The organism is Pantoea sp. GM01, from assembly GCF_000282675.1.
Lineage (GTDB): Bacteria > Pseudomonadota > Gammaproteobacteria > Enterobacterales > Enterobacteriaceae > Pantoea > Pantoea nemavictus.
Genome location: NZ_AKIU01000028.1, coordinates 1 through 26831, shown reverse-complemented (window position 1 = coordinate 26831; position 26831 = coordinate 1). Strand labels below are relative to the sequence as shown.

Genomic DNA, 26831 nt, shown 5'->3' with positions numbered 1-26831 from the left:
ACTAATTTTAGTAGTTCCTTCTGCCGTGTCAGTTGTCTACCCTGCGCGCAACGTTGCCAGGCTGGCTCAAAGAAATCATTGCATACATGAGGATGTCAGAGGCGCATGATGAAAGTAATTCAAACACAGCTTAAGGATATGCCGTCCTCACTGTTGGCAGAACTGGGAACGTATCGTTACAGCGTATTTGCGCGTGGCGAAGGGTGGTCAATTCCACCGCGATTGAGTACCCCCGGGCAGGAGTATGACCGTTTTGATCGTTCGGATGTCACATGGCTGATTGCCTGGAACGCGCGACAGGGTATTTGCGGTTGCGCGCGTTTATTACCCTGGCATGAACCTGAAGTGCCTGAAGGCTTTGTTCTGCCTTTTGATCAGGAAAAGGTCTGGGAGATGTCGCGCTTTTCGGCGCGCCTCGAAGTCGATGCGGAGCTGCCGCTGAGTATTTTGTGGCACTCGGTGCAGTTAGCCGAATTGAACGGCATGGAGTATTTGATCAGCTCGGCCACGCCGATGCTGGAGAAGATGTTTGAGCAGCATCAGGTGGTGTACGAGCCGCTGTCGCCAGGTCTGATCCAATCTGAAGATAATCTGTTCGCCATTCGCATCCCGGTTAATCAGCCGGCGCTGGCGGAGAAGTATCGTGGTACGCGCCGCTTTAGTCCGGAAGAGGTATTGCCGTCGCTGGGCGTATCGGTGAACTGGCAATCACACAGCTAACTACCCCGCGCATCGCGCGCGGGGCATAGCGCTTATTGACGGTAAGCGGTTTTGATCTGACGAATAGTATTGTTAAATACTTCCGCCTGCGGCTTATCGCCTAACGAAGCTTGCACATAACGCTCCATGTTGATGATCACCTTACCGGCATCGGCTTGACCCATCCCTTTCAGAATCAGCGTCACCATCATTTTCAGACAGGCTACTTCGTCTGCCAGCGCCTGCGTGTCTCGTGAAGTTGCAAAATCTTCATCACTCATCATTGACTCCTTGGTGGTGTTACTCAGTGTTGACACATTCTTCCTGTGCGTAAAAAAGAGAGTATATCATATGGTTGTCAGCCGAATTTTAATCAAGCCGAAGCGGTTAACGGAGATTGCTTTTTAATTGTTCATTGCGCTATTTATCTGCAAACAGAAAAGACGTTTACGCGTTATTTATGCGGCAAATCGGCTAAACGAATGAAAATGAGCTATAAATTATAACTTAATGATATTAGTCACAATTTCACATTTGGGTTTTCGCATGTTATTGCCATTTGTTAAAAAAACAGGATCAAAGCAATCTAATTGATTTGTATCATTTCATTTGAGATTTATCTGTGGCGATAGATGTTTTTTCCACCTGAAAACCGGTAAGATAACGGCTCTGTAATATATTTCCCTTTCTTAACCTGCGGAGTACGTCCCGTTGATCAGCCTGCTTCTTGTTGATGACCATGAACTGGTACGCGCCGGTATTCGCCGTATTCTTGAAGATATGAAAGGACTTGTGATTGCCGGTGAAGTGGCCTGCGGTGAAGACGCGGTAAAATGGTGTCGTAACCATCCCGTCGACGTGGTGCTAATGGATATGAACATGCCGGGTATCGGTGGTCTGGAAGCGACGCGTAAAATCGTCCGTTTTAATCCCGATATCCGTATCATCATGCTCACCATCCATACTGAAAATCCACTGCCTGCCAAAGTGATGCAGGCGGGAGCCGCCGGTTATCTCAGCAAAGGTGCCGCGCCGCAGGAAGTGGTAAGCGCCATCCGCTCGGTACACTCAGGTCAGCGCTATATTGCTTCGGATATCGCCCAGCAAATGGCGCTAAGCCAGATCGAGCCGCAAAAAGCCGAATCACCGTTCAGCTGTTTGTCGGAAAGGGAATTGCAGATTATGCTGATGATCACGCGCGGGCAGAAAGTGACGGAAATATCCGAACAACTTAGTCTCAGCCCGAAAACCGTTAACAGCTACCGTTATCGCATGTTCAGTAAGCTGAATATCAGTGGCGACGTAGAGTTAACGCATTTAGCCATTCGACATGGTCTATTCAATGCGGAGCCGTTAATCAGTAGTGAGTGACGTTTTTAATTCCAAAGCCTTTCTCAGCACCGTGACCAGTCAACCCGGCGTCTACCGCATGTACGATGCGACCGGCACGGTGATCTATGTTGGTAAAGCCAAAGACCTCAAAAAGCGCCTGACCAGCTACTTCCGTACGCAGGTGGGCAGTCGCAAAACTGAAGTGCTGGTAAGCAACATCCACAACATTGACGTCACTGTGACGCACACCGAAACAGAAGCGCTGCTGCTGGAGCATAACTACATCAAGCTCTACCAGCCGCGCTATAACGTGCTGCTGCGCGATGACAAATCGTATCCCTATATTTTTCTTAGCGGCGATAGTCACCCACGTCTGGCGATGCATCGCGGGGCGAAGCATGCCAAAGGCGAGTACTTTGGGCCGTTCCCCAATGGCTACGCGGTGCGTGAAACGCTGGCGTTGCTGCAGAAGGTGTTTCCAATACGGCAGTGCGAGAATAGCGTTTACCGCAACCGTTCGCGCCCATGTTTGCAGTATCAGATTGGCCGCTGCCTTGGCCCGTGCGTCGCGGGTTTGGTGAGCGAAGAAGAGTATGCGCAGCAAACTGAATACGTGCGGCTGTTTCTCGCCGGCAAAGATGATCAGGTGATCAATCAGCTGGTTAACCGCATGGAAAATGCCAGTCAGGAACTGCGATTTGAAGAGGCGGGAATTTTACGCGATCAAATCCAGGCCGTGCGACGCGTCACCGAGCGGCAGTTTGTCTCCAATCAGGGCGACGACCTTGATGTCATGGGTGTGGCGTTTGATGCCGGAATGGCCTGTTTGCACGTGCTGTTTATTCGTCAGGGCAAAGTGCTGGGGAGCCGAAGCTATTTCCCTAAAGTGCCAGCCGATACCGAACTGACCGAAGTGGTGCAAACTTTTGTTGGGCAATTTTATCTGCAGGGGAGTGAAGCGCGCACCTTGCCGGCGGAAATCTTGCTGGACTTTACTCTGCCAGAACGTGAGCTACTGGCCGAATCGCTCAGCGTCCTGGCGGGACGCAAGGTGAACATTCAAAGTAAGCCGCGTGGTGACCGTGCGCGCTATCTGAAACTGGCGCGCACTAACGCGGCAACCGCGCTGACCACTAAGCTTTCGCAGAACTCGACTATCCAGCAGCGTCTGGCGGCGCTGGCGACGTTCCTTGAGCTCGACAGCATCAACCGCATGGAGTGCTTCGATATTAGCCATACCATGGGCGAGCAGACGATTGCGTCGTGCGTGGTGTTTAATCGGGATGGTCCGCTGCGTTCCGATTATCGTCGCTACAACATAGAAGGCATCACGCCTGGCGATGATTATGCTGCGATGAATCAGGTGCTGCGTCGTCGTTACGGTAAAGCGCTGGAAGAGGATAAAATCCCCGACGTGATCATCATCGACGGCGGTAAAGGTCAGTTGGCCCAGGCGAAACAGGTTTTTGCTGAGTTAAATGTTCCCTGGGATAAAGATCGCCCAATTTTACTCGGTGTTGCTAAAGGCAGCGATCGTAAAGCCGGGCTGGAAACGCTGTTCTTTGAAGCGGAAGGTGAGGGCGTTTCCTTGCCGCCTGACTCGCCTGCGCTGCATGTCATTCAGCATATTCGTGACGACTCTCACAATCATGCGATTTCAGGTCATCGGAAAAAACGCGCCAAAGTGAAGAACACCAGTGCGCTGGAAAGTATCGAAGGCGTAGGACCAAAACGCCGCCAGCAGTTGCTTAAGTACATGGGCGGCCTGCAACCGTTGATGAATGCCAGCGTGGATGAAATCGCCAAAGTGCCGGGGATTTCCACCGCCCTGGCGGAAAAAATATACTACTCACTGAAACACTAACGTTGAAACAGGGTGGGCAATGTAGGAACATACGTGAAATCCTACTCACACCAGACAGTTACTGGCATATGCAATTTAACATTCCGACGTGTCTTACCCTGTTTCGAGTCGTACTTATTCCCTTCTTTGTCCTGGCGTTCTATTTGCCATTTCAATGGGCTCCCTTTGCCACTGCACTGATCTTTGTGATCGCTGCGGTAACTGACTGGTTTGATGGTTTTTTGGCGCGTCGCTGGAAGCAAACGACGCGTTTTGGCGCGTTCCTCGATCCGGTTGCGGATAAAGTGCTGGTGGCCATTGCGCTGGTGCTGGTCGCTGAGCATTTTCATGCGTGGTGGATTACGCTGCCCGCAGCAACCATGATTGCGCGTGAAATCATTATCTCTGCACTGCGTGAGTGGATGGCGGAGATTGGCAAGCGCAGCAGCGTGGCGGTGTCGTGGATCGGTAAAGTGAAAACCACCGCGCAGATGTTCTCGCTGTTTGCGTTGTTGTGGCGTCCAGAAGCTACGGTGGTGGGCGTTGGGGTGATTGCGCTGTACATCGCGGCAGTGCTGACTTTCTGGTCAATGTTCCAGTATTTGAGCGCGGCGCGCGGCGATTTGCTCGATAGCTGATCGATGCGATTTAAAAAGCAGCAAACGGACGCAGTGTGTGGATAATTCTATTGACTCACTGCGTCAGATAAGTAGAATGCATCGCATCGAACGGCAGCGAGTCTGCAAGAAGCTGAATAAAATCAGCAAGTTTGATAAAGAAATACCAAAACCGAGTAGTTGAGTTGGTAATAACGCGGCAACTAAACAATTCCCTGAAAACTTACACAAGTAAGTGGCCTGGATGAGTGAAAGAAGCTATGCAGTGACAAACTCAAGTGCGATGGTAATGCGGGAATAGCTCAGTTGGTAGAGCACGACCTTGCCAAGGTCGGGGTCGCGAGTTCGAGTCTCGTTTCCCGCTCCAAATTTAGTGATTCGTATTCAACGGATTACATACCAGATTAAAGGCGCGTTGGCAGAGTGGCCATGCAACGGATTGCAAATCCGTCTACCTCGGTTCGACTCCGGGACGCGCCTCCAATTTACACCCTGCCCGGGTGGTGAAATCGGTAGACACAAGGGATTTAAAATCCCTCGGCTTATGGCTGTGCGGGTTCAAGTCCCGCCCCGGGCACCATATTCGCAGTTGATAAAACGAATAAAATAAAGCAATAAGCAGCAATGTCGTGACCGCCTAAGGGCGGTTTTTTTGTTTTTGTCGTTTACCCATAGCCAATAAAAAACCCGGCGAAGCCGGGCATATCATCAAGACTGAGGTTGTCCTACTGGCCCCGCGCCTTCGCTGGCGCCCGGCACCGGTTGGTTACTTGGAGCATGTGGGCGTCCATCACCGCCTACAGCGTCACTTTTATGCATACAGCCGGCAAGCGATACCAACGTCAACGTTACTAATACTGCTTTTGTTAAAACCTGCATCTGCTACTCCCCATTATTAAGCGATTACGTAATCAATCTCAAAGAGATCAAGGCATTGACCTAGAGGTAAGCAAAGACAGCAGCAGCCTATTACGCAAGCGAAGCGGCAGTGCATAGATGAAAAACACCCCCTTTTCGGCGTTTTTCATCTCAATCCTAAGCGAAGTCGACTTAACCTAAATTCCCGCTCAGCCGATCGCGGAAATCGCTGCTGCGGTTATCCAAACCAATAAAGGTTACGGTCGCGCCGTGGCGTTGATAGCGGTACTCGATAGCATCGAGGGCCGCGACGCTGGATGCATCCCAAATTTGAGCGTGTGTCAGATCGATGGTGACAGCTTTAGGATCGTGGCCGTAATCAAAGTGTTCAAACAAATCATTGCTGCTGCCGAAGAACAGCGGGCCACGCACGGTGTAATTAACCTGTTCGCCATCGTCGCTCAACTGACGCTCTGCGTGAATCACATGGGCGATACGGCGGGCAAACAGCATCATCGCCAGAATCACACCGATCAGTACGCCAATTGCCAGGTTGCCGGTCCATACGGTAACAGCGACGGTAATCACCATCACACAGGTTTCCGACCACGGCATACGCTTCAGCGTTGCCGGTTGCAGGCTGTGCCAGTTCACGGTTTTTACCGCCACCACCATCATAATGCCTGCCAGCACCACCATAGGAATCTGTGCCATAATTTGGCTCAGTCCGGTCACCAGCAGCAGTAAAACAATACCTGCCGCTACAGTGGAAACGCGCGTACGCGCTTTGCCCAGCTCAACGTTAACGATGGTTTGCCCAATCATTGCGCAACCAGCAATGCCGCCATAAAAGCCCGCCAGAATATTGCCGATGCCCAGCGCCCAGGATTCGCGACGTTTGCCGGACGGCGTATCAGTGATGTCATCCACCAATTTTGCCGTCAGCAGTGACTCCATCAGACCAACAAAGGCGATACTCAGCGCGGTTGGCCAGATAATTTGCAGCGTCTGTAGATTGATCGGCACCAGCAGCGTAGTGAAACCTGGCAGACCGGCCGTCATTGGGCCTTCATCGCCCACGTTCGGCACGCGATAACCCAGCAGCAGTGCCACGGCGGTCACCACCACAATCGCGACCAGCGGAGATGGCACACTTTTCAACACTTTCGGCAACAGCAGAACAATCGCCAGCGTCACGGCAAACAGCACCCACACCAGGCTGGATTGCCCCCACACGTGTGGAACCTGCGCGAAGAAAATCAAAATGCCGAGAGCATTAACAAAACCGATCATCACCGAGCGCGGGATATAGCGCATCATGCGCGATAAGCCAGCGAAGCCAAAAATGATCTGGATGATGCCGCCCATGATCACCGCCGGCAGGATGTATTCGACGCCGTGCGCGTGCACCATTGGGCCAATCACCAGCGCCACGGAACCGGCAGCGGCGGTCACCATCGCCGGACGACCGCCCAGAATCGACAGCGTCAGACACAGCACCACCGAGGCAACAAGACTGACTTTGGGATCAACCCCCGCAATCACCGAGAAGGAGATAACTTCAGGAATCAGCGCCAGGGCGGTAATGATCCCCGCCAGACATTCGCGCGTGAGCAGGGCAGGCGAGCGGAGTACGCGCCCCACGGTAATATCGCTCTCCACCGCAGTGGCGCGATCGGTTGGTTGGCTCATAGATTGTGCAGGCTCTTTTATTATTGTGCGCATACCGTCACGGTACGGCAGTAACCAGTTGGAATAGTGCGAGGGAGGATGTTACCGGGCAAAAAGCGAAGACGCTAGCGTGATGGGGGAGGTGAGAGTGATTCCATCCCTGGAATCCGGCTTTAGACCGCGAGATCGTCAGGTGTTTTATTCACGACCAATTCAAGCAGGTGGCGATAAATGTCCAGCTGAATCACATCGCTTTCCATTTCAAGGCGGTTAATCAGAGAGGAAATAATCGCTTTATTAGAAACCGGCATACCGGCTTGCAGGATTTCGGCAATGATCTGCCCGAAAACTTCCATCTCAGCGCTATCGCTGTTACCTGCCAGTTTGAAGTAGTCAGCAATGGCGTTGTTACTGGTTGCGGCGTTTTGCATATGTGAAGCCCTTAAGATCGGCCTGAGGGCAATGTGCCTTCAGCTCCATGATGAAAAAACTCACGCGCGGACAGGCGCGCTAGACCCAACTCATTAACCAACGCAAAAAGACACCTCTGAAGGTGGAAATCCATAACACCTTCAGAGGCGACGCAAAGTGCATCATTCGTTACGGAGCCATCAGCTGGCTCACGGGACGTAAACTTATACAATTCAGCTCAACTTGTACAATAAGCTTTTTAGGCAATTAGTGCTAATCCTTATTTAACAATGAGTTGTGATTTGTAATGTTTTCTAAAAGCTATACAAGAAAGTGAATTCCTGGCAAAATTTGCCCAAGGTTGTACAACTGATAAAGAAAATTGGTGAGTGTTAATCGCGTCAACTACGTTTGTTGGTATCAGCAAACTTTTCATTGCTATGCGGCTTCGCATATAATAACGCCCCCATTTAGTTAGATACCTAACCATTAGGCCACTACGTTTTGAGCGACTATCCGCAACCCTTTTCTCGTTTATTGCATCTCACCGCGCACGCATGGCGGCTGGCGGTTGATCGTCGCTTAAAAGAGAGCGGACTGAGTATGAGTAGCTGGATGGCGATTGCCAGCGTTGCCACCGCAGCCGAACCGCCGACGCAGAAAGCGCTGGCACAGCTACTCGGCCTGGAGGAGGCGAGTGTGGTGCCGCTGGTCGATCGATTAGTGAAGCAGCAGCTATTAGCGCGCGTCCAGCCACCGGAAGATCGTCGCAAGCGTCTGTTGATGCTGACCGAGCAAGGCCGCGTAGCGTTTGCTGAAGTGAAAACGCAAGCCGATGCGCTGCGTGCGCAGTTGCTGGCAGATATTGATGCGGAATCGTTAGCCATCACTGAAAAAGTCTTACAACAGTTGCTCACCCGACTAGGAAGCGTCTGATCGTGGCCAAACGTAATCCCTACGCCCAACGCGAATGGCTGCCGCATGAAAAACCGATGCTGCCGGGCTCGCCCTCTACGCCGCTGCATTCGCCCTCTAAACGCATCGCCTTTGGCATTATCGGCCTGCTGATCTCGATTACCGGTGCGCTGAGTAACGCGCTGGTATCCGCCAATCTTACCAATCTGCAAGGCACCTTTGCCGCCTATAGCAATGAGATCGCCTGGCTGCCCGCGGTATATGTGATGGGCAACATCTCCATCAACCTGCTGTTGGTGAAGTTTCGCCAGCAGTTTGGTCTGCGACTCTTTACCGAAGCCTTTCTGGTGCTGTACGTCATCGTGGCGTTTTTCCATATTCTCGCCAACGATCTCAGCTCGGCGATTATTGTGCGCACCGCGCACGGCATGGTGGGCGCCGCGCTCAGCTCGCTCGGCATCTATTACCAGATTCAGGCATGGCCGGCGAAGCATCGTCTTAAGGCGTTAGTGATTGGCATTACCGCTTCGCAGCTGGCGATCCCGCTGGCGCGTCTCTTTTCTACCGAACTGCTGCAGTTGGAAGCATGGCGCGGCCTGTACCTGTTTGAACTCGGTCTGGCGCTGATCTCGTTGGGTTGCGTGCTGTTAGTGAAGCTGCCGCCCGGCGATCGCATCAAAGCGTTCGAGAAGATGGATTTCCTCACCTTTATGCTGATGGCGCCGGGCATGGCGCTGCTGTGCGCGGTACTGTCGCTTGGCCGTATCGAGTGGTGGTTCAGCACGCCGTGGCTCGGTGTGGCATTGGCGCTGGCGCTGGTGTTAATCGTGGCGGCGATTGTGGTTGAACATAATCGCAAAAACCCGTTGCTCAACACGCGCTGGCTCAGCAACGGCACGATTGTGCGGTTAGGCATTGTGATGATCATGATGCGTATTCTGCTGGCCGAACAGAACACCGGCGCGGTGGGGTTCCTGCAGCAGCTTGGCTTGCTTAACGATCAGATGCGCGGTCTGGCGTTTGCCATCATTGCTGGGGTAATTTCCGGCATCATTGCCAGTGCCTTAACCATTAAACCAACGCATCTGAGCTGGCCGATTGTGGCCTCGCTGGTGGTGATGATCGTCGCCTCGCTGATGGATGCGCAATCCAACCCGTTGACGCGCGCTCACAATCTCTATTTCAGCCAGTTTTTACTCGGATTTGGCAGCGCCTTCTTCCTCGCGCCGGCCATGCTGTTGGGGATTGGTGGCGTGGTCACGCAGCCGAAGAACCTGGTCAGCTTCTCGGTGCTGTTTGGCATGAGCCAGAACTTAGGCGGATTGATTGGCGCGGCGATTCTCGGCACCTTCCAGACGTGGCGCGAAAAGTATCACTCCAGCCTGCTGGGCGATCAGCTTTCACAGCTCGATCCCAACGTCACTGAACGACTGAGCCAGTACAGTTCATTATTCAGCAGCCAGCTGCCCGATAACGTGTTGCTCAGCGCGCAAAGTAGCGCTCAGCTGCAAGCGGTAGCCACGCTGCAGGCCAACGTGCTGGCCTATAACGACACCTATCTTCTTACCGCTGCGCTGGCGTTCGTCACCTTAATTTGGGTGCTGTATCGCCTGACGCGTTTACGCTATCTCAACTGGCGTCAGACAAAAATGAATGCGGCACAACCCGCAGTAAACCCGACGGAGAATTCATGAGCCAACAGGACGACATTCAGGCTGCGGAGCGCGAGCGCACCAACCGCCGACGCATTCTTTCCATCGCTGCCGGTAGCGGTATTGTCATCGTCGGCGTGCTGGTGATTTTATATGCCTGGCAGCTATGGCCATTTACCAGCACCATTCAATCCACGGAAAACGCCTACGTGCGTGGTCAGGTGACCTTTATCAGCCCGCAGGTCAGTGGCTATCTCACCGAAGTCAAGGTCGTGGATTTGCAGCCGGTGACCAAAGGCCAGCTGCTGATGACCATTGACGATCGTATTTATCGTCAGCGGGTGCATCAGGCGCAGGCGCAGCTGGATATGAAAATCGCCGCGCAGAACAATAACCAGCAGCAGCGCAAAAGTGCTGAAGCCACAATTCTCAGCAATAAAGCGGCGCTGGAAAATGCTAAAGCTCAGGCGCTGAAAAGCAGTCTCGATCTCAAGCGCGTGGAGAATCTGGCAGCCGACGGTTCGCTGTCGGTGCGTGAACGCGACGCGGCGCGTGCGGCCAACGCCCAGGCTCAAGCGCAGTTGCGTCAGGCGGATGCGCAGGTCGCGGTAGCGCAGCAAAATCTGCAAACCGTGGTGGTTAACCGCGGATCTCTGCAAGGCGATGTCGCCAGCGCCCAGGCGGCATTGGAGCTGGCGAATATCGATCTGGCAAATACCCGTATTATCGCGCCAGATAGCGGCCAGCTTGGTCAGCTTTCGGTGCGCAAAGGGACCTACGTCACCGCCGGCACGCGTTTAACGTCGGTGGTGCCAGAGAACAAATGGATCATCGCCAACCTGAAAGAGACCCAGCTGGCACGCGTGCGTCCCGGCTTGCCGGTGAGCATTCGCGTCGATGCGCTGGACGGCAAGCATTATGACGGTCGGGTCGAGTTTATTTCCCCTGCTGCCGGCTCCGAATTCAGTGCCATCTCGCCAGATAATGCCACCGGCAACTTTGTGAAAATTGCCCAGCGCATTCCGGTGCGGATTAAGATTCTTAACGACGATCTGCACGCGCTACGTCCAGGTATGTCGGTAGAAGTACACATTGATACCGCCGCTGAGCCACACAAGGATGCGCCATGAAGCGCTCACTGTTAGCCACGGTTGTGGCGTTGATGGTGAGCGGCTGTGCGACAGAAGTCGAAAAGGCGCCGTCATCATTGCCGATTCCCGATAGCTGGCGTCAGCAGGTGGGGCCGCAGGCCGCACCAGAGGCGCAGTGGTGGCAAAACTTTGGTGATGCCAACCTCAATCGCCTGGTTAATCAGGCGCTGCAGCACAACAGCGATATCCTCACCGCACGTTCGCGCGTCGACCAATACCGCGCTGAGTTGCGCGCCGCGCAGGGCGATAATTTTCCGACCTTGTCAGCCGGCGTCGCGGCGACGCATCAGCGCGCGCTGTCGGCGGCAACCGGTCAGCCGTATGAAAGCGCGGTGTTTCAGGGGCTGTTGCAGGCCAACTATGACGTGGATTTATGGGGCAGCCGCAGCAACAGCATTCGCGCAGCCGAAGCCACGCTGGATGCGCAGCGTGCCGCCGCCTCGGCTGCCGAGTTAACCGTTGCCAGTTCGGTAGCATCGGGCTATCTCAGCCTGTGCGCGCTGGACGAACAGCTGCGCGTAACCGAAGCCACGCTGGCGACGCGGGAAAACTCACTTAATCTGGCACAGCGTCAGTTTGAAACCGGCTATACCTCACGCCTTGAGTGGATGCAGGCGGCATCGGAATACCAAACGGCCAAAGCCCAGATTCCCCAGCTGCAGCATCAGATCGAGCAGCAGGAGAATGCGCTCAGCGTGCTGGTGGGCATGAATCCGCGTGAAATTGCGCGCAGCAGCCAGTTCGATCATATCAAGCCGCAAACCTTGCCCTCACTGCTGCCTTCGCAGTTGCTCAATCGTCGGCCAGATATTGTGCAGGCGCAGCGCCAACTGCTTGCAGCGGATGCTTCACTGGCGTCAACGCAGGCGAACCTGCTGCCGTCACTCAATCTCACCGCCAGCGGCACGTTACAAAGTAGCGAGCTGCATCAACTGCTGGATAACCCGTTCCGCTTGTGGAGTATTGGCGGCAGCATTCTGGCACCGCTACTGAATCGCGAAGCGCTCACCGCGCAGGTAGATGTGGCGATGGCGACGCGCAATCAGGCACTCTACGGCTATGAGAAAGTGGTACGCAACGCGTTCTCCGAAGTGGATAATGCGCTGGACGCGATTCGCCGCAGCCAGCAGCAGCTGACGGAGTTGCAGAAGCAGGAAGAGTATGTGACAGAAGCCTATCGTATTGCGCATAACCGATATCAGAACGGTTACGCCTCCTATCTTGACGAGCTGGATGCCCAGCGCACTCTGTTCAGCACCCAGCTGAATATCGTGTCGGTGAAAAACACCTTGCTGCTGGCGCAGATCGATCTTTATCGCTCCCTCGGCGGCGGCTGGCAGGGTTAAACATCATTCCGCAAGGCCATTTTACGGTAGAAATTCCGCTGTAAAATGGCCAGCGTCTGGTTTTAGATTGGCCTTAAACCCTTCTTAAGTGATTCATGCTTCTTTTTACTTGTCTTTACAAATAATGTTATTATCCGCCCGCTTTACACAGTCTGAACGGAACAGTGCTGGTACCTATAACAGCGCAGTCGCCAACCTGGGCGGCTGATAAGACAGGGGAAAAAAAGGAAATGATGAATAAAAAAATCGGCTTAATGTTGTTGGTTACGGCGGCACTGTTAAGCGGTTGCGCATCGCGAACCGCGCCGATTAAAAATGTTAGCCAAACCGTTGCTCAAAGCTACTCTGATGAACAGATGAAGCAGGCGATTATTCAGGCTGGCACAACCAATAAATGGACCATGACGCCAGTAGGCCCCGGCGCTATTGATGGCTACCTGGCCGCGCGCGGCTACAGTGCAGATATTCGCGTTAACTACACCGCGAACAGCTATCAAATCCTCTATGTCAGCAGCCAGAATTTAAAAGCGGGTAGTGGTCAGATTCACCGCAATTATAATGTCTGGATTGATCGGTTGGATCGCAGCATCCAAACACGTTTAAAGGCTAATGCCTACAAATAAGCGCGAAGCGTGCTAACGGACATAATGTTGTAAAGTTAGCCGCAACGCTGCCGAAATAGAAAACAGGCGGGCCATGTGCCCGCCTTGTTAATCGGCGACATCCGCATGGGATGACGGGTATAGAGAGCAAGGAAGGGATGCCGGACAGTGGAAATCTGACCCGCCCTGAGGCTGAAGAAAGAATACAGGTATGAAACTCGCTTACTCCCTTGTTGACTGGCATGCCATTGCGCCGGGTCACAGCACCGTAGAAGAGTGGCAGCGCTGGGCGCAACAGGCGCCAGTGCTGAACGCCACACAACCCATCGCGAAACCCCAATTTTTGCCGATGATGACCGCGCGTCGTCTCAGCGCGGGCAGCCGAGCGGCTGTAGAGTGCGGGCTGGCGCTATTGGCGCGACAAACGGTCGATGCCATCGTCTTTACCAGTCGCCACGGTGAGCTCGAGCGCAACCTGCGTATTCTTAGCGCGCTGGCCGAGCAGCAAGCGCTGTCTCCGACCGACTTCGCCATGTCGGTCCACAACTCTGCGGTGGGGAGCTTAACCATTGCCGCGCGTCAGCCGCTGGTGTCAACGTCGATCTCGGCGGGCATTGATAGCTTCCAGCAAGGTTTACTCGAAGTCGCGGCACTGCATCAGGCCGGCTATGCGCAGGTGTTACTGGTGGATTTTGACGGCAGCGTACCGCCGTACTATCGTCCGTGGCTGCCGGAGATCGATCATTTCAATGCGCCCTATGCGCTGGCGTTGCTGCTGCGCGCGGGCGACGAGTGGCGCTGTACGGCGCAGGCCGCTCCACCCGCAGCGCACCCGCTGCCGCAAAGCCTGCAGGTACTCTCGGCGATATTGCGTGATGCGCCAGCGTTTTGCGTACCAGGCGAGCGCCACCAATGGATGTGGGAGCGTCAGCATGGTGGATAATTCGCTGGTGCAGTCGCGTCCCGGTTTTAACTATTACTGGCGACTGGGGATGACCGCCGTCAGCTTCACGCTGTTCAGCGTCGGCGGCCTATTACTGTCGCTCATCTGGTTTAATGTGCTGCTGCTGGTGCAGCGCGATGGCCTGCGTCGTCGGCAAATCGCGCGCAGCAGTATCGCCTGGAGCTTCCGCTGCTTCCTGCGCTTCTGCCGTTTTGTCGGTGTTTACGATTACCAGATTATCGGCGCAGAACAGCTGCGCCAGGATCGTGGCTGCCTGATCGTCGCTAATCATCCGTCGTTGATCGATTACGTGATGATTGCCTCGGTGTTGCCGGAGATGGATTGTCTGGTCAAAGCCGAGCTGCAGCACAACATCTTCTTCCGCGGCGTGATTCGTGCCGCCGATTATCTGATTAATAGCGAAGCCGATACGCTGCTGCCGGATAGTCAGCAGCGGCTGGCGCGCGGCGATACCATCCTGATTTTTCCCGAAGGGACGCGCACGCGCTACGGCGAGCCACTGAAGCTGCAGCGCGGTGCCGCCAATATTGCGGTGCGTGCCGGATGCGACCTGCGCGTGGTTCATATCACCTGCAGCGAACGCATGCTTGATAAGCAAAGCCGCTGGTATCAGATTCCGCTGGTTAAACCGCTTTTTACTGTACGCGTACAATCGCGTATCGCTAGCCAGGCCTTTAGTGAAGCCGAAGAGGATGCGCAGCCGCTGGCCGCCCGTCGCCTGACGCGACATCTGCAACAGGCGCTGGTGCCTGAAGAGACTAACTAAGTTATGCAAGTACTGATCAACGACATCAAACAGATGATTATCGACACGCTGAATCTGGAAGATATCAGCCCTGACGACATTGAAACCGATGCGCCGTTGTTTGGCGAAGGGCTGGGACTCGATTCTATCGATGCGCTGGAGCTGGGACTGGCGGTCAAAAATCGCTTTGGCGTACAGCTCTCCGCCGAGAGTGAAACGCTGCGTGCGCACTTTTTTTCCGTGGCTACACTGGCCGCGTTTGTTGAACAACAGCAAGCCTGAGAACAGTCAACATGATGAACAAAAACGAAATTTACCAGGAAGTGGCCACGCTACTCACTTCGCTGTTTGAAATTGAGCCGGATGCGATTCGACCAGATGCCCGTCTGTATGAAGATCTCGAGCTGGATAGCATTGATGCGGTGGATATGGTGGTGCATTTGCAAAAGCGCACGGGCCGGAAAATCAAACCGGAAACCTTCCGTGCGGTGCGTACCGTGCAGGACGTGGTTGACGCCGTCGACCAGCTGATGCGCGACGAAGCCTGATTTCTGTCATGCGCACGCTTCTGCGGCTGCTAAATGGCTCGGCGCTGTTGGCCTGGCCTTTTCTGGTGTGGTTAACCCTCACCCAGCCGCAGTGGCGCGGCATCACCGGCCTGCTGGCGCTGCTGTTTGTACTGCGCGTCTGGAGTTTACGCCGCGCGGCGGGCCCGATGGGCCGCGTGATGCTGCTGCTGGCGCTGGTTGGCACCGTGCTGTGTCTCACCAGCCTGCTGCTGCGCTCGCAACATCTGCTGCTGTGGTATCCGCTGGTGGTCAACGTTTTGCTGCTGCTGCTATTTGGCGCATCGCTGTGGAGCCCAATGCCGCTGGTGGAACGCCTGGCGCGACTGCGTGAAGCAGATTTACCCGCGCGCGCGGTGCGCTACACTCGCCGGGTAACGCAAGTGTGGTGCGGCTTTTTCATCTTCAACGGCAGCGTGGCGCTGGTCACCTGTCTGCTCAACGATGTCACGCTTTGGACACTCTGGAATGGGTGCATCAGCTACCTGCTGATGGGCACGCTGATGGGCGGCGAATGGCTGCTGCGTCAGCGCATAAGGAAACAGACATGAAGCTACGCAGCATCCGCGACTGGCTCACTGCACCGGATCGCACGGTTGCCTGGCACGGCACGCAGCACACTACGCTGCACACCCTGCGCCAGCAGGTTCAGGCGCTGGCCGAGCGGCTGCTCCAGCATCCAGGCCAGCATTGGGCGCTGTGCTTTGACAACAGCTATGCATTCACCGCCGCGCTGCTGGCGCTGTGGTATGCGGGAAAAACGCCGGTGATCCCCGGACACTGCCGCGCGGCCCAGTTGGAAGAGATGGCCGACAGCCTCGACGGCGTGCTTTGCGATATGCCGCTGGGGGTGTCATTACCGCAGCTGCGCTGGGACGGTACGCTGGCCAGCGGCGAGCTGCCGCCCATCGCCGATGATGCTCACCTCGTGCTGTTTACCTCCGGCTCGACCGGCACGCCGCGCCGGGTAACGAAATCACTGCGCGCGCTCGATATCGAAGCCAGCTGGCTCCACAGCTTGTGGGGCGATCGGTTACGCGATTGCCATGTGATTGCCTCGGTGAGTCATCAACATCTTTATGGTCTGAGTTTCCGCATTATCTTGCCGATGGCGCTGGGTTTACCGTTTGCCGCGCAACAGATTTTTTACGGCGAACAACTGGCGGATCAACCCAGCGACCGTCGCTACGCTTTTATCAGCAGCCCGGCGTTTCTCCGTCGGCTGGATACGTCGCTTACTGCACCGCGCTGTGAGCTGATTGTCTCTGCCGGCGGTGCGTTGCCGTGGACGGCGGCACAGCAGGCGCAACAGACGCTGAGCTGTACGGTGGATGAAATCTATGGCAGCACCGAAACCGGGGTAATTGGCTGGCGCTGCGCTACGGCGGAAAACGTGCTGTGGCACTGTTTCCCGCACATCACCCTGCGCGAGCAGGAAGCCGGTCGCTGGCGGGTGTTCTCCGCCTTGCTGGACACCGAAGAGGGTTGTGCGCTCGACGATCGCATTGTGCAGCAGCCGTCCGGCCAGTTTCAGCTGGCGGGCCGCCAGGATCGCGTGGTGAAGATTGAAGATAAACGCGTGTCGCTGAGTGAAATTGAACGGCGCTTGCTGGCACTGCCGGGCGTAGAAGATGCCGCCGCGCTGGCGATTCAGCGCCATGGACGTCACGCCATCGGCGTGGTGCTGGCGCTAGCCGAGCAGATGGATGCGGCGACGCTGCATCAGCTAAAAATCGCGTGGAAGCGCGCGTTGCAACCCTGGCTGGAGCCGGTGGCGATGCCGCGCTATTGGCGCGTGGTGACGTCGATTCCTGTCACGGCGCAAAGCAAGCGCGCGTGGCCGCAAATTGAGGAGTTGTTTGATGTTGCCGGTTGAATTAGATGCCCAACAGCAGGGCGATGCGCTGACGTTGCGTCTGCACGCTGCCGCCGATCTGTTTTGGTTTCGTGGTCACTTTCCCACCTTGCCCATTCTGCCTGGCGTGGCGCAGCTCGACTGGGTGCTGCATTACGGTCTGACGCGTTTAGCGCCGGGAAAAAGCTTCGCCTCGATTGATAATATTAAATTCCAGCAGCCGGTGCCGCCGGATGCCGAACTGGAGTTACGGCTACAGTGGCAAGCGGAAAAATCGCTGCTCAGTTTCAGCTACAGCCTGATCAACGGCGAGGTGGCGACGGTGGCCAGCAGCGGGAAGATCCGCCTGTGTTGAGCCCTCACTTCACGCCCTGCGTATTGATTCCCTGCTATAACCACGGCGCGATGCTGGCCTCGGTGCTGGCGCGGCTGGCGCCGTTTAACTTGCCAGTGCTGCTGGTGGACGATGGCAGCAATGCCGAGACCAAACGGCAGATCGCCGCGCTGGCGGCGCCGCAATTGCAGGTGCTGACGTTGCCGCACAATCAGGGCAAAGGGGCGGCAGTCATTGCCGGCATGCGCGCGGCGGCGGCGGCGGGCTATACGCACGCGCTGCAGCTGGATGCCGATGGTCAGCATCAGGTGGAAGATGCGCCGCGCATGTTGGACGAAGCGCAACGCTATCCGCACTGTTTGATCTCCGGTCAGCCGATTTACGATGATTCGATCCCTAAATCGCGCCTGTATGGCCGCTACATCACCCATTTCTGGGTGTGGGTGGAAACGCTGTCGCTGTCACTTAAAGACAGCATGTGCGGCTTCCGCGTCTATCCGCTTGCGCCGTCGCTCAGGCTTTGCGACCGCCGTCCAATTGGCCAACGTATGGATTTCGATACCGAGATCATGGTGCGTCTCTATTGGCAGGGCACGCCGAGCCGTTTTCTCGCCACGCGCGTCACCTATCCAGAGAGCGGCGTGTCGCATTTCGATGCGCTGCGTGACAACCTGCGTATTTCGTGGATGCACACGCGCCTGTTCTTCGGCATGTTGCCGCGCATCCCGCAGTTGCTGCGCCAGCGTGGCGATGCGCAGCACTGGTCGGCCACGCCGGAACGCCGTGGGCAGAGCGGTATGCGCTTTATGCTGTGGCTCTATCGCCGTGCTGGACGCTTGCCTTTTGTGCTGCTGCTGTGGCCGGTGGTGGCGGTTTACTGGCTAACCGGACGCGCCGCGCGCGCCGCGTCGCAGCAGTGGCTGACGCGTGTGCAAGCGGTGGCGCAGCAGCAGAACATCACGCTGCCTGCGCCGGTGAATAGCTATCATCACTTTTTGCGTTTCGGCTACAGCATGCTGGATAAAGTGGCCAGCTGGCGCGGCGATCTGCAGTGGGGTCGCGATATCGATTTCGCGCCCGGCGCTGAAGCCACCATTCGTGCCGCCGAAGGCAAAGGCCATCTGATTCTGGCATCGCATTTAGGTGATATCGAAGCCTGCCGCGCGATGGCCAAACAGGTCAGCGGGCTGGTGATTAACGCGCTGGTGTTTACCGACAACGCGCAGCGTTTTCGCGAGGTGCTGGAGAGCATTGCGCCGCAGGCGGGCGTGAATTTGATGCCGGTGACCGATATCGGTCCGGATACCGCCATTCTGCTGCAGCAAAAACTGGATGCCGGTGAATGGGTGGCGATTGTTGGCGATCGCACGGCGATCCATCGCCAGCGCGGCGGTGAGCGCCGCGTAGTGTGGAGCGAATTTATGGGCCGTCCTGCGCCGTTTCCACAAGGGCCGTTTGTGCTGGCGGCCGCGTTGCGCTGTCCGGTGCTGCTGATGTTTGCCCTGCGCGAACAGGGCCGCCTGCGGGTGCATTGTGAAGCCTTTGCCGATCCGCTACTGCTGCCACGCGCCCAGCGCCAGCAGGCGTTGCAGGCCACGGTGGATCGCTATGCCGAGCGGCTGCAACAGCATGCGCTGATGGCACCGCTCGACTGGTTTAACTTTTACGATTTCTGGACGTTGCCCGAGGAGAAAAGCCGCGATGAGTGAAAGCAACTACCGCGCAGAGGTGGAGATAACCGTGTCGTTTCACGACTGCGATCCGATGGGCGTGGTGTGGCACGGCAACTACTTCCGCTATTTTGAGCTGGCGCGCGAAGCCTTGCTGCGCAGCATCAACTATAGCTACGGCGAAATGGCCGCCAGCGGCTACGTCTGGCCGGTGGTCGATACCCACGTGAAATATCGCCAGCCGCTGCGCTGTGAAGAGGTGGCGCGCGTGGCCGCCAGCATCAGTGAATATGAAAACCGTTTGCGCATCGATTATGTGATTCGTAACGCGGCAGGGCAGGTGACCACCAAAGCCCACACGCTGCAGGTCGCCGTCAACGCCGCGACGCAGGAGATGTGTTTTGTCTCGCCTGACATTCTGTTTGCCCGCCTGGGAGTGAAGCCGTGATTCGAACCTTTTGTCTGTTGCTGTTGATGGTGTGTGCCAACGCCAGCGCGGTAACGCTCGAGCAGCTGCAACAGCGCTTCGCCAGCCAGCCGGTGATTCGCGCCAATTTTGTTCAGGTGCGCACCATTGCTGGCATGGCGCAGCCGCTGGTGTCGCGCGGTCAGCTGTTGATCGCCCAGCAGCAGGGCTTGTGGTGGCAGCAAGCGACGCCGTTCCCGCTGATGCTGATCCTCGATGAAAAGCGCATGGTGCAGAGCATCAGCGGCCAGCCGCCGCAGGTGATCACCGCCGACAGCAATCCACAGATGTTCCAGTTCAACCATCTGCTGCGCGCGCTGTTCCAGGCCGATGAAAAAGTGCTGCGCGAGAATTTTGTGCTCGATTTCCACGATCGTGGCAATGACCGCTGGCAGCTGGGTCTGACGCCGAAAGCCGCGCCGCTGAATAAGATCTTTAACCGCATCGATCTGCAGGGCGATAAATTCCTCAATCGCATCACGCTGGATGATAAGCAGGGCGATAAGACCGACATCACCCTGAGCGATACCCGCACCGAACCGCAACAGTTGACCGATGAAGAGCGAGCGCGTTTTGCCCCAGCGCAGTGAGAAAACCGTCGCGCTGCTGTGGCTGGCGGTGTGCCTGATGTTAGCGGTAGCGCTGGCGATCCTGTTGCCGCGCAGTCAGCTCAATAGCAGCGTGCTGGCGCTGTTGCCGCAGCAGAACCTCGGCCAGGCACCGGCGGAGATTCAGCAGGGCTTTATGCAGCGCCTCGATCGTCAACTGGTGTGGCTGGTGAGCGCCAACGATCAGGAGGGTGATGCGGTCGCAGCCTGGTGGCAAACGCAGTTACAAGCCCTGCCGATGCTGAAACAGGTGAGCGGCGAGCTGGATGACGATCAGCTGCAGCGCTGGGGCGCGTATGCGTTTCAGCATCGCAATGGCCTGATCGATCCCGCCACGCGCGGCCGACTGCAAAACGGCGGCGATGCGCAGGCCGACTGGATTCTGGCGCAGCTGTTCTCGGCGTTCGCCGGCGTCGGCAGCAAGGAGATCGGCAACGATCCGCTGCTGCTGGTGCGCGGTGCGCAGCTGGCGCTGCAGCAAAGCGCCAACAAAATGCTGCTGCATAACGGCTGGCTAACGGTGAAGGATGCGCAGCAGCGTCGCTGGTATTTCCTGCACGGTGAACTGGCGAGCAATGCCTTCAGCATTAAAGAGAGCCATCAGCTGGTGACGGCGCTCAATCAGCTGCAATCCCAGCTCAAAACGCGCTGGCCGGATGCGCAGCTGCTAACGCGCGGCACGGTATTATTCAGTGATGATGCCAGCCAGCGCGCGCAGCATGATGTGGAAACCCTCGGCAGCGCGACGCTGGCAGGATTGCTGCTGCTGGTGTGGCTGGTATTTCGCTCGCTGCGGCCGCTGGCGCTGTGTGCGCTGTCGGTGGCGATAGGCGCGATGGCGGGCACGGTGCTGACGCTACTCTGTTTTGGCGAACTGCATCTCACCACCTTAGTGATGAGCCTAAGCATTGTCGGCATCTCGGCCGATTATACCCTCTACTATCTGACGGAGCGCATGGTGCACGGCGAGCAAGCCACGCCGTGGCAGAGTTTGCACAAGGTGCGCGGCACGCTGCTGCTGGCGCTTGGCACCACGGCGATTGCCTGGCTGCTGATGCTGCTGGCACCGTTCCCCGGCTTGCGCCAGCTGGCGGTGTTTGCCGCCAGCGGATTGAGCGCCTCCTGCCTGACGGTAATCTGCTTTTATCCGTGGCTGGTACGTGGCTTACCGGTGCGTCCCATTCCGGCGATGGTATGGCTGGCACGCTGGCTGGCAGCCTGGCGGCGCAATAATTGGCTGAAGCGCGGATTGCCGGCGCTGGTGGCGATCTATGCGCTGAGCGGCATGCTGCAGCTGCACGTCGACGATGATATTGCCCATCTGCAGAGTGCACCGGCGCAGCTACTGGCACAGGATCGTCAATTGGCGCAACTGACCGGCCAGCAGGCCGATCAAACCTGGTTTGTGGTGTGGGGCGATGATGAGCAGCAAGCGCTGCAGCGGCTTAGCGCGCTGGCACCGCAGCTGCAGCAGGCGCAGCAGCAAGGCTGGCTGGCCGGTTATCGCATCTTGCCGCTCAGTTCGCTGGCGCAGCAGCAGCAGGATGTGGCGCTGTTGCAGCAGGCGGCACCGAACATTCTGCAACGCTTGCAGCAAGCGGGCATTAGCGTGGCGAACGCCCATCTTAGCGCGATGCCGGTGAGCGCCGCCGACTGGCTGGCAAGCCCACTGAGTGAAGGCTGGCGGCTGTTATGGCTGTCGCTGCCGGACGGGCGCAGCAGCGTGTTGGTGCCGGTCAGCGGCGTGAAAAACAGCGCCGCGCTGCAACAGCTGGCAGCCCAGCAGGCAGGCGTGAGCTGGGTCGATCGCAAGGCCAGCTACGATGAACTGTTCCGCTTCTGGCGCACCTTGCTGAGCGGCTTACTGGCGCTGGCGCTGTTGCTGATTACCGCCAGCTACATGCTGCGGCTGGGGGTAAAAGCCGGCATGCGCAGCGCGCTGCCGTCGTGGTTGTCGCTGGCGGCGGCGCTGGCGACACTGGGCTGGATCGGCGCGAGCCTCAATCTGTTTGCTCTGCTGGCGCTGATTCTGGTGCTCGGCATCGGCATCAACTACACGCTGTTCTTCAGCAATCCGCGCGGTACGCCGTTAACCTCAATGCTGGCGGTAACGCTGGCAATGATGACCACGCTATTAACGCTTGGCATGCTGGTGTTCAGCAGCACCGCCGCCATCAGCGGCTTTGGTACCGTGCTGTGTAGCGGCATTTTTTGTGCATTCTTGCTGGCGCCACTGGCGCTGGCGCCGGGGAAAAGGAAGCAACGATGAAAATGGGTGCGCTTGTGCTGATGTTGAGCCTGCTGCTAAGCGGTTGTGCTCAACATGCCAGCGAAATTAATCGGCCAACCGCCTGGCTGAAACCGGGCGTACGCGTGACGCTACCGCCGCCAGGGATTTCGCCCGCTTTTCAGCAGCAGCAACTGCTGACCGGGCACGCCAAAGGGAAAACCCAGTCGCTGCTGGTATTACTCAGCGCCGATGCGCAGCAGCTGAGCCTGGCGGGATTGTCGTCGCTCGGCATTCGTCTGTTCCGCGTCACCTATGATAAAAACGGCATTCACACCCAGCAGATGATGGCGCTGCCGGAAATGCCGCCCGCCAGTCAGGTGCTGGCCGACGTGATGCTGAGCCATTGGCCAATCAGCGCGTGGCAGCCGCAGTTGCCGCGCGGCTGGACGCTGATCGATATTGATGATCGCCGCGAGCTGCGCGATCCGGCCGGCAAGGTGGTGACGTTGATTCGTTATTTACAACACGGTGCGCAGCGTGAGCCGATCAGCATCGATCAACGCGCCTTTGGTTATCAGATTCAAATCCAACAACTGGATGCGTCATCATGATCTACATTTCCGCCTTTGGCATGGTCAATGCGCTGGGCAATAACCTGGCGCAGATTGCTGTGCAGCTGCAAGCGGGCCGTGCGCCGGGCATGCAGCCGCGTGACGGCTGGTTGCAGGCAGGCAAACGCTGCTGGCTGGGGCAGGTGCAGGGCGAGTTACCCGCAATCCCTGCCGCGTTAGCCGTGCACAACACGCGTAACAATCAGCTGCTGCTGGCGGCGTTGGCGCAGCTGCGTCCAGCGCTGGAGGCGGCCATCGCGCAATACGGGCGCGATCGCGTGGCGATTGTGCTCGGCACCAGCACGTCCGGCGTGGATGAAGGCGATCGTCAGGTCGCTGACGGCTTGCCGGGCTACGATTACCGCATGCAGGAGCTGGGCGATCCGTCGCGCTTCCTTGCCCACTTTTTAGCACTGGAGGGCCCGGCTTATACGATTTCTACCGCTTGCTCCTCCAGCGCGCGCGCAATGATCAGCGGACAACGTTTGATTGATGCCGGGTTAGTGGATGTGGCGCTGGTGGGCGGCGCGGATTCGCTGAGCCGCATGCCGATCAACGGCTTCGCCAGTCTTGATTCGCTCTCGGATCGCCACTGCGCACCCTTTAGCGCCGACCGCGACGGCATTTCGATTGGCGAAGCCGCGGCGCTGCTGTTGCTGACGCGGGAGAAGCAGCCGCTGGCGCTTCTCGGCTGCGGTGAGTCATCGGATGCGTGGCACATGTCGGCACCGCATCCGGAAGGCGTCGGTGCGGAGCGCGCGATGCTGATGGCGCTGCAGCAGGCGGGATTACAGCCGCAGGATGTCGGTTACATCAATCTGCATGGCACCGCGACGCCGCTCAACGATCGGGTGGAATCTGCGGTTATCCAGCGGCTATTTGGCGAGCGCGTGCCGTGCAGCTCAACAAAACATCTCACCGGCCATACGCTGGGCGCGGCGGGCGCCACTGAAGCGGCGCTGGCGGCGCTGATTCTGCAGCAGAATTTGCCGCTGCCGCCGCAGGATTTCTCTGTGGCAGCACGTGATGCCACATTGCCGGAATGCGGCTTGATCACCACGCCACAACCTTTGCAGCGTCCGATCATCGCTTCAAACTCATTTGCTTTTGGCGGGAACAATACCTGCCTGATTGTAGGGAAGCCTCATGACTGATTTTCTGCCGGTCGCGGCTTATTTGCCGCACCGCGCGCCGATGCTGCTGCTCGACCGCGCTATCCTGGTCAGCGATGACAGCGTGATCTGCGAAGTCAGCATCAACGCTGACGGCGTGCTGGCGCCGTTTCTTACGCCACAAGGTGATTTGCCGGCGTGGTACGGCGTGGAGATCATGGCGCAAACCATTGGCGTCTGGTCTGGCTTTCATGCCCGCCAGCGCGGCGAGAGCGAGATTCATCCCGGCATGCTGCTCGGTGGACGTGGCTATCGCGCCAATAGCGCCACCTTTGCCGCCAATAGCACGCTGTGCGTTGAGATGCGTCTGCTGATGCGTGACGACCGGCTGGGCAGCTTCGAAGGGGAGATCCGCTGCAACGACGTAATGATCGCCAGCGGGCGGCTGAACACCTATCAGCCTAATCAACAAGAGTTAATTCAATTGCAACAAACGCCGTTAAAACAAGGAGTTCAGCCATGACACGCAGCGTATTAGTCACCGGCGCCAGTAAAGGGATTGGCCGCGCCATTGCGCAACGTCTGGCGCTGGACGGTTTTGAGATTGTGGTGCATTACCATCGCGATGCCAGCGGTGCACAGCAAACGCTGGCCGGGATTGAACAGGCGGGCGGACGCGGACGCACCTTGCAGTTTGACGTGGCGCAGCGTGAAACCACGCGCAACGCGCTGGAGCAGGATATCGCCACGCACGGCGCCTATTACGGCGTGGTGAGCAATGCGGGTATCACGCGCGATGCGGCGTTTCCGGCGTTGACCGACGATGAGTGGGACAGCGTAATCCACACCAATCTCGACAGCTTTTACAATGTGATTCATCCGTGCGTGATGCCAATGATTGGCCTGCGCCAAGGAGGACGCATTATTACGCTCTCCTCAGTATCGGGAATAATGGGCAATCGTGGTCAGGTCAACTACAGCGCGGCCAAAGCTGGCATTATTGGCGCCACCAAAGCGTTAGCGATTGAGCTGGCAAAACGCAAAATTACCGTTAACTGCATCGCACCGGGTTTAATTGATACCGGCATGACCGATCTCGAGCCGTTGGTGATTGATGAGGCGATGAAGCTGATCCCGATGAAGCGCATGGGCGCGGCGGAGGAAGTGGCCGGACTGGCCAGTTATCTGATGTCGGACATCGCGGGCTACGTCACGCGTCAGGTGATTTCAATCAATGGAGGTATGCTGTGATTCAGCGCGTCGTGGTAACTGGTATGGGTGGCGTAACCGCCTTTGGTGACAGCTGGAGCGCGGTGGCCGAGCGCATTAAGCAGGGCAAAAATGCCGTGCGTCACATGCCGGAGTGGCAGGTTTACGATGGCTTGCACACGCTGCTGGGTGCGCCGGTGGACGACTTCACGCTGCCTGCCCATTACACGCGTAAGCGCATTCGCTCGATGGGGCGCGTCTCGCTGATGGCGACGCGCGCGACCGAACTGGCGCTGGAGCAGGCCGGCTTGATCGATCATCCGGTGCTGACCAGCGGTGAAACCGGCATTGCCTACGGCTCCTCAACCGGCAGCACCGGCCCGGTGAGCGAGTTCGCTACCATGCTGACGGAAAAACACACTAATAACATTACCGGCACCACCTATGTGCAGATGATGCCGCACACCACCGCCGTTAATACCGGTCTATTCTTTGGCCTGCGCGGCCGGGTGATACCGACGTCCAGCGCCTGCACGTCGGGCAGCCAGGCGATTGGCTACGCATGGGAAGCGATCCGCCACGGCTATCAAACCGTGATGGTCGCCGGTGGTGCGGAAGAGTTGTGTCCTTCCGAAGCAGCGGTGTTCGACACGCTGTTCGCCACCAGCCAGCGCAACGATGCACCACACAGCTCGCCTGCGCCGTTTGATCAGCAGCGCGATGGTTTAGTGATTGGCGAAGGCGCGGGCACCTTGATCCTCGAGTCGCTGGATCATGCACAGGCGCGCGGTGCCACCATTTACGCTGAGCTGGTGGGTTTCCACACTAACTGCGATGCCGCGCATATCACCCAGCCGCAGCGCGAAACTATGCAGATTTGTATTGAGCGCGCGCTGAAAACGGCCGGTGTCACGGCGGATCAGATTGGCTATATCAACGCCCACGGCACCGCTACCGATCGCGGCGATATCGCCGAGAGCCAGGCAACGGCGGCGATCTTTGGCCGCAGCACGCCAATCTCCTCACTGAAGAGCTATTTTGGCCATACGCTGGGTGCCTGCGGAGCGCTGGAAGCGTGGATGAGCATCGAGATGATGCGTGAAGGCTGGTTCGCGCCGACGCTGAATCTGACGCAACCGGCAGCGGAGTGTGGCGATCTTGATTACATTGTCGGCGAAGCACGGCATATTGAGACCGATTACATCCAATCCAACAACTTCGCGTTTGGCGGCATTAATACCTCGCTGGTGTTTAAACGCTGGCGTGATGCCTGATATAGCAGGTCGCCATCAATGGCGTAATGCCGATCAGTTAAGCGCTGAGCGACTTTCGTTCGCATGGAGCAAGTTTCGTTCGCCATTGGC

General features: G+C 57.2%; 28 protein-coding genes and 3 tRNA genes. 28 read left to right on the top strand and 3 right to left on the bottom strand.

What is annotated here, in order from left to right; genetic code table 11:
• Positions 1-108 precede the first annotated feature (108 nt).
• Positions 109-720, top strand: a complete 612-nt coding sequence (locus PMI17_RS06635; protein ID WP_007887305.1) for an acyl-homoserine-lactone synthase — start codon at positions 109-111, stop codon at positions 718-720.
• Between the two features lie 32 nt (positions 721-752).
• Here the strand turns inward: PMI17_RS06635 and PMI17_RS06630 are convergent, their stop codons facing one another.
• A complete protein-coding gene (locus tag PMI17_RS06630) occupies positions 753-980 on the bottom strand; it encodes a DUF2594 family protein (RefSeq protein WP_007887303.1) in 228 nt (75 codons plus the stop codon).
• A 430-nt stretch (positions 981-1410) separates the two neighbouring features.
• Here PMI17_RS06630 and uvrY point away from each other — a divergent pair, with 430 nt between their 5' ends.
• The 6 genes from uvrY to PMI17_RS06600 all read left to right on the top strand — a co-directional run bounded on the left by uvrY (position 1411) and on the right by PMI17_RS06600 (position 5071).
• Positions 1411-2070 carry a UvrY/SirA/GacA family response regulator transcription factor gene (gene uvrY, locus PMI17_RS06625; protein WP_007887302.1) on the top strand — a complete coding sequence of 220 codons (660 nt, stop codon included), beginning with the start codon at positions 1411-1413 and terminating at the stop codon, positions 2068-2070.
• Entirely contained in the window at positions 2063-3895 is a 1833-nt protein-coding gene (gene uvrC, locus PMI17_RS06620; RefSeq protein WP_007887301.1) for an excinuclease ABC subunit UvrC, read from the top strand. The genes uvrY and uvrC overlap by 8 nt, the downstream gene beginning before the upstream one ends.
• Positions 3896-3963: 68 nt before the next feature.
• Entirely contained in the window at positions 3964-4512 is a 549-nt protein-coding gene (gene pgsA / locus PMI17_RS06615) for a CDP-diacylglycerol--glycerol-3-phosphate 3-phosphatidyltransferase (RefSeq protein ID WP_007887300.1), read from the top strand.
• Between the two features lie 270 nt (positions 4513-4782).
• Positions 4783-4858: transfer RNA gene (locus PMI17_RS06610), tRNA-Gly, on the top strand.
• Positions 4859-4900: 42 nt separating this feature from the next.
• Positions 4901-4974: transfer RNA gene (locus PMI17_RS06605), tRNA-Cys, on the top strand.
• Positions 4975-4985: 11 nt separating this feature from the next.
• Positions 4986-5071: transfer RNA gene (locus tag PMI17_RS06600), tRNA-Leu, on the top strand.
• Between the two features lie 470 nt (positions 5072-5541).
• Here PMI17_RS06600 and PMI17_RS06595 read toward each other — a convergent pair.
• Complete coding sequence (locus PMI17_RS06595) at positions 5542-7041, bottom strand: SulP family inorganic anion transporter (RefSeq protein ID WP_007887296.1); 1500 nt, start codon at positions 7039-7041, stop codon at positions 5542-5544.
• Positions 7042-7193: 152 nt separating this feature from the next.
• Complete coding sequence (locus tag PMI17_RS06590; protein ID WP_007887295.1) at positions 7194-7451, bottom strand: biofilm/acid-resistance regulator YmgB/AriR; 258 nt, start codon at positions 7449-7451, stop codon at positions 7194-7196.
• 484 nt (positions 7452-7935) lie between these two features.
• Here PMI17_RS06590 and PMI17_RS06585 point away from each other — a divergent pair, with 484 nt between their 5' ends.
• The 21 genes from PMI17_RS06585 (at position 7936) to PMI17_RS06485 (ending at position 26741) form a co-directional block, all read left to right on the top strand.
• Positions 7936-8367: a MarR family winged helix-turn-helix transcriptional regulator gene (locus tag PMI17_RS06585; protein WP_007887294.1), complete on the top strand. Its 432-nt coding sequence runs from the start codon at positions 7936-7938 to the stop codon at positions 8365-8367.
• A gap of 2 nt (positions 8368-8369) precedes the next feature.
• Positions 8370-10040: an MFS transporter gene (locus PMI17_RS06580; RefSeq protein WP_007887293.1), complete on the top strand. Its 1671-nt coding sequence runs from the start codon at positions 8370-8372 to the stop codon at positions 10038-10040.
• A complete protein-coding gene (locus tag PMI17_RS06575; protein WP_007887292.1) occupies positions 10037-11128 on the top strand; it encodes an HlyD family secretion protein in 1092 nt (363 codons plus the stop codon). Before PMI17_RS06580 ends, PMI17_RS06575 begins: the two co-directional genes overlap by 4 nt.
• Positions 11125-12495, top strand: a complete 1371-nt coding sequence (locus tag PMI17_RS06570) for an efflux transporter outer membrane subunit (protein ID WP_007887291.1) — start codon at positions 11125-11127, stop codon at positions 12493-12495. Before PMI17_RS06575 ends, PMI17_RS06570 begins: the two co-directional genes overlap by 4 nt.
• A 164-nt stretch (positions 12496-12659) precedes the next feature.
• The gene (locus PMI17_RS06565; protein WP_369751408.1) at positions 12660-13118 is read left to right on the top strand and encodes a hypothetical protein; all 459 of its coding nucleotides are present in this window, start codon (positions 12660-12662) and stop codon (positions 13116-13118) included.
• Between the two features lie 190 nt (positions 13119-13308).
• The gene (locus PMI17_RS06560; protein WP_007887284.1) at positions 13309-14040 is read left to right on the top strand and encodes a beta-ketoacyl synthase chain length factor; all 732 of its coding nucleotides are present in this window, start codon (positions 13309-13311) and stop codon (positions 14038-14040) included.
• Positions 14030-14827: a 1-acyl-sn-glycerol-3-phosphate acyltransferase gene (locus PMI17_RS06555; protein WP_007887283.1), complete on the top strand. Its 798-nt coding sequence runs from the start codon at positions 14030-14032 to the stop codon at positions 14825-14827. Before PMI17_RS06560 ends, PMI17_RS06555 begins: the two co-directional genes overlap by 11 nt.
• A 3-nt stretch (positions 14828-14830) precedes the next feature.
• Positions 14831-15088, top strand: coding sequence for a phosphopantetheine-binding protein (locus PMI17_RS06550; RefSeq protein WP_007887282.1), 258 nt, complete (start codon positions 14831-14833; stop codon positions 15086-15088).
• 11 nt (positions 15089-15099) lie between these two features.
• On the top strand, positions 15100-15354 hold the full coding sequence (locus tag PMI17_RS06545; protein WP_007887281.1) for an acyl carrier protein: 255 nt from the start codon (positions 15100-15102) through the stop codon (positions 15352-15354).
• 8 nt (positions 15355-15362) lie between these two features.
• The gene (locus tag PMI17_RS06540) at positions 15363-15923 is read left to right on the top strand and encodes a hypothetical protein (protein WP_007887280.1); all 561 of its coding nucleotides are present in this window, start codon (positions 15363-15365) and stop codon (positions 15921-15923) included.
• A complete protein-coding gene (locus tag PMI17_RS06535; RefSeq protein ID WP_007887279.1) occupies positions 15920-17248 on the top strand; it encodes an AMP-binding protein in 1329 nt (442 codons plus the stop codon). Before PMI17_RS06540 ends, PMI17_RS06535 begins: the two co-directional genes overlap by 4 nt.
• Positions 17235-17582, top strand: coding sequence for a 3-hydroxyacyl-ACP dehydratase FabZ family protein (locus PMI17_RS06530; protein WP_007887277.1), 348 nt, complete (start codon positions 17235-17237; stop codon positions 17580-17582). Before PMI17_RS06535 ends, PMI17_RS06530 begins: the two co-directional genes overlap by 14 nt.
• Before the next feature lie 50 nt (positions 17583-17632).
• Entirely contained in the window at positions 17633-19270 is a 1638-nt protein-coding gene (locus PMI17_RS06525) for a glycosyltransferase (RefSeq protein WP_369751410.1), read from the top strand.
• Positions 19263-19679 (top strand): thioesterase family protein, encoded by a 417-nt coding sequence (locus PMI17_RS06520; RefSeq protein ID WP_007887274.1) that lies wholly within the window; start codon positions 19263-19265, stop codon positions 19677-19679. The genes PMI17_RS06525 and PMI17_RS06520 overlap by 8 nt, the downstream gene beginning before the upstream one ends.
• 26 nt (positions 19680-19705) lie before the next feature.
• Positions 19706-20287 (top strand): outer membrane lipoprotein carrier protein LolA, encoded by a 582-nt coding sequence (locus tag PMI17_RS06515; RefSeq protein WP_193372774.1) that lies wholly within the window; start codon positions 19706-19708, stop codon positions 20285-20287.
• Positions 20253-22574: an MMPL family transporter gene (locus PMI17_RS06510; RefSeq protein ID WP_007887271.1), complete on the top strand. Its 2322-nt coding sequence runs from the start codon at positions 20253-20255 to the stop codon at positions 22572-22574. The genes PMI17_RS06515 and PMI17_RS06510 overlap by 35 nt, the downstream gene beginning before the upstream one ends.
• On the top strand, positions 22571-23146 hold the full coding sequence (locus PMI17_RS06505) for a DUF3261 domain-containing protein (RefSeq protein WP_007887270.1): 576 nt from the start codon (positions 22571-22573) through the stop codon (positions 23144-23146). Before PMI17_RS06510 ends, PMI17_RS06505 begins: the two co-directional genes overlap by 4 nt.
• Positions 23143-24300, top strand: a complete 1158-nt coding sequence (locus PMI17_RS06500; protein WP_007887268.1) for a beta-ketoacyl-[acyl-carrier-protein] synthase family protein — start codon at positions 23143-23145, stop codon at positions 24298-24300. The genes PMI17_RS06505 and PMI17_RS06500 overlap by 4 nt, the downstream gene beginning before the upstream one ends.
• Positions 24293-24781: a hotdog family protein gene (locus PMI17_RS06495; protein WP_007887263.1), complete on the top strand. Its 489-nt coding sequence runs from the start codon at positions 24293-24295 to the stop codon at positions 24779-24781. The genes PMI17_RS06500 and PMI17_RS06495 overlap by 8 nt, the downstream gene beginning before the upstream one ends.
• Positions 24778-25509, top strand: coding sequence for a 3-ketoacyl-ACP reductase FabG2 (locus tag PMI17_RS06490; protein WP_007887262.1), 732 nt, complete (start codon positions 24778-24780; stop codon positions 25507-25509). Before PMI17_RS06495 ends, PMI17_RS06490 begins: the two co-directional genes overlap by 4 nt.
• Positions 25506-26741 carry a beta-ketoacyl-ACP synthase gene (locus PMI17_RS06485; protein WP_007887261.1) on the top strand — a complete coding sequence of 412 codons (1236 nt, stop codon included), beginning with the start codon at positions 25506-25508 and terminating at the stop codon, positions 26739-26741. The genes PMI17_RS06490 and PMI17_RS06485 overlap by 4 nt, the downstream gene beginning before the upstream one ends.
• Positions 26742-26831 lie beyond the last annotated feature (90 nt).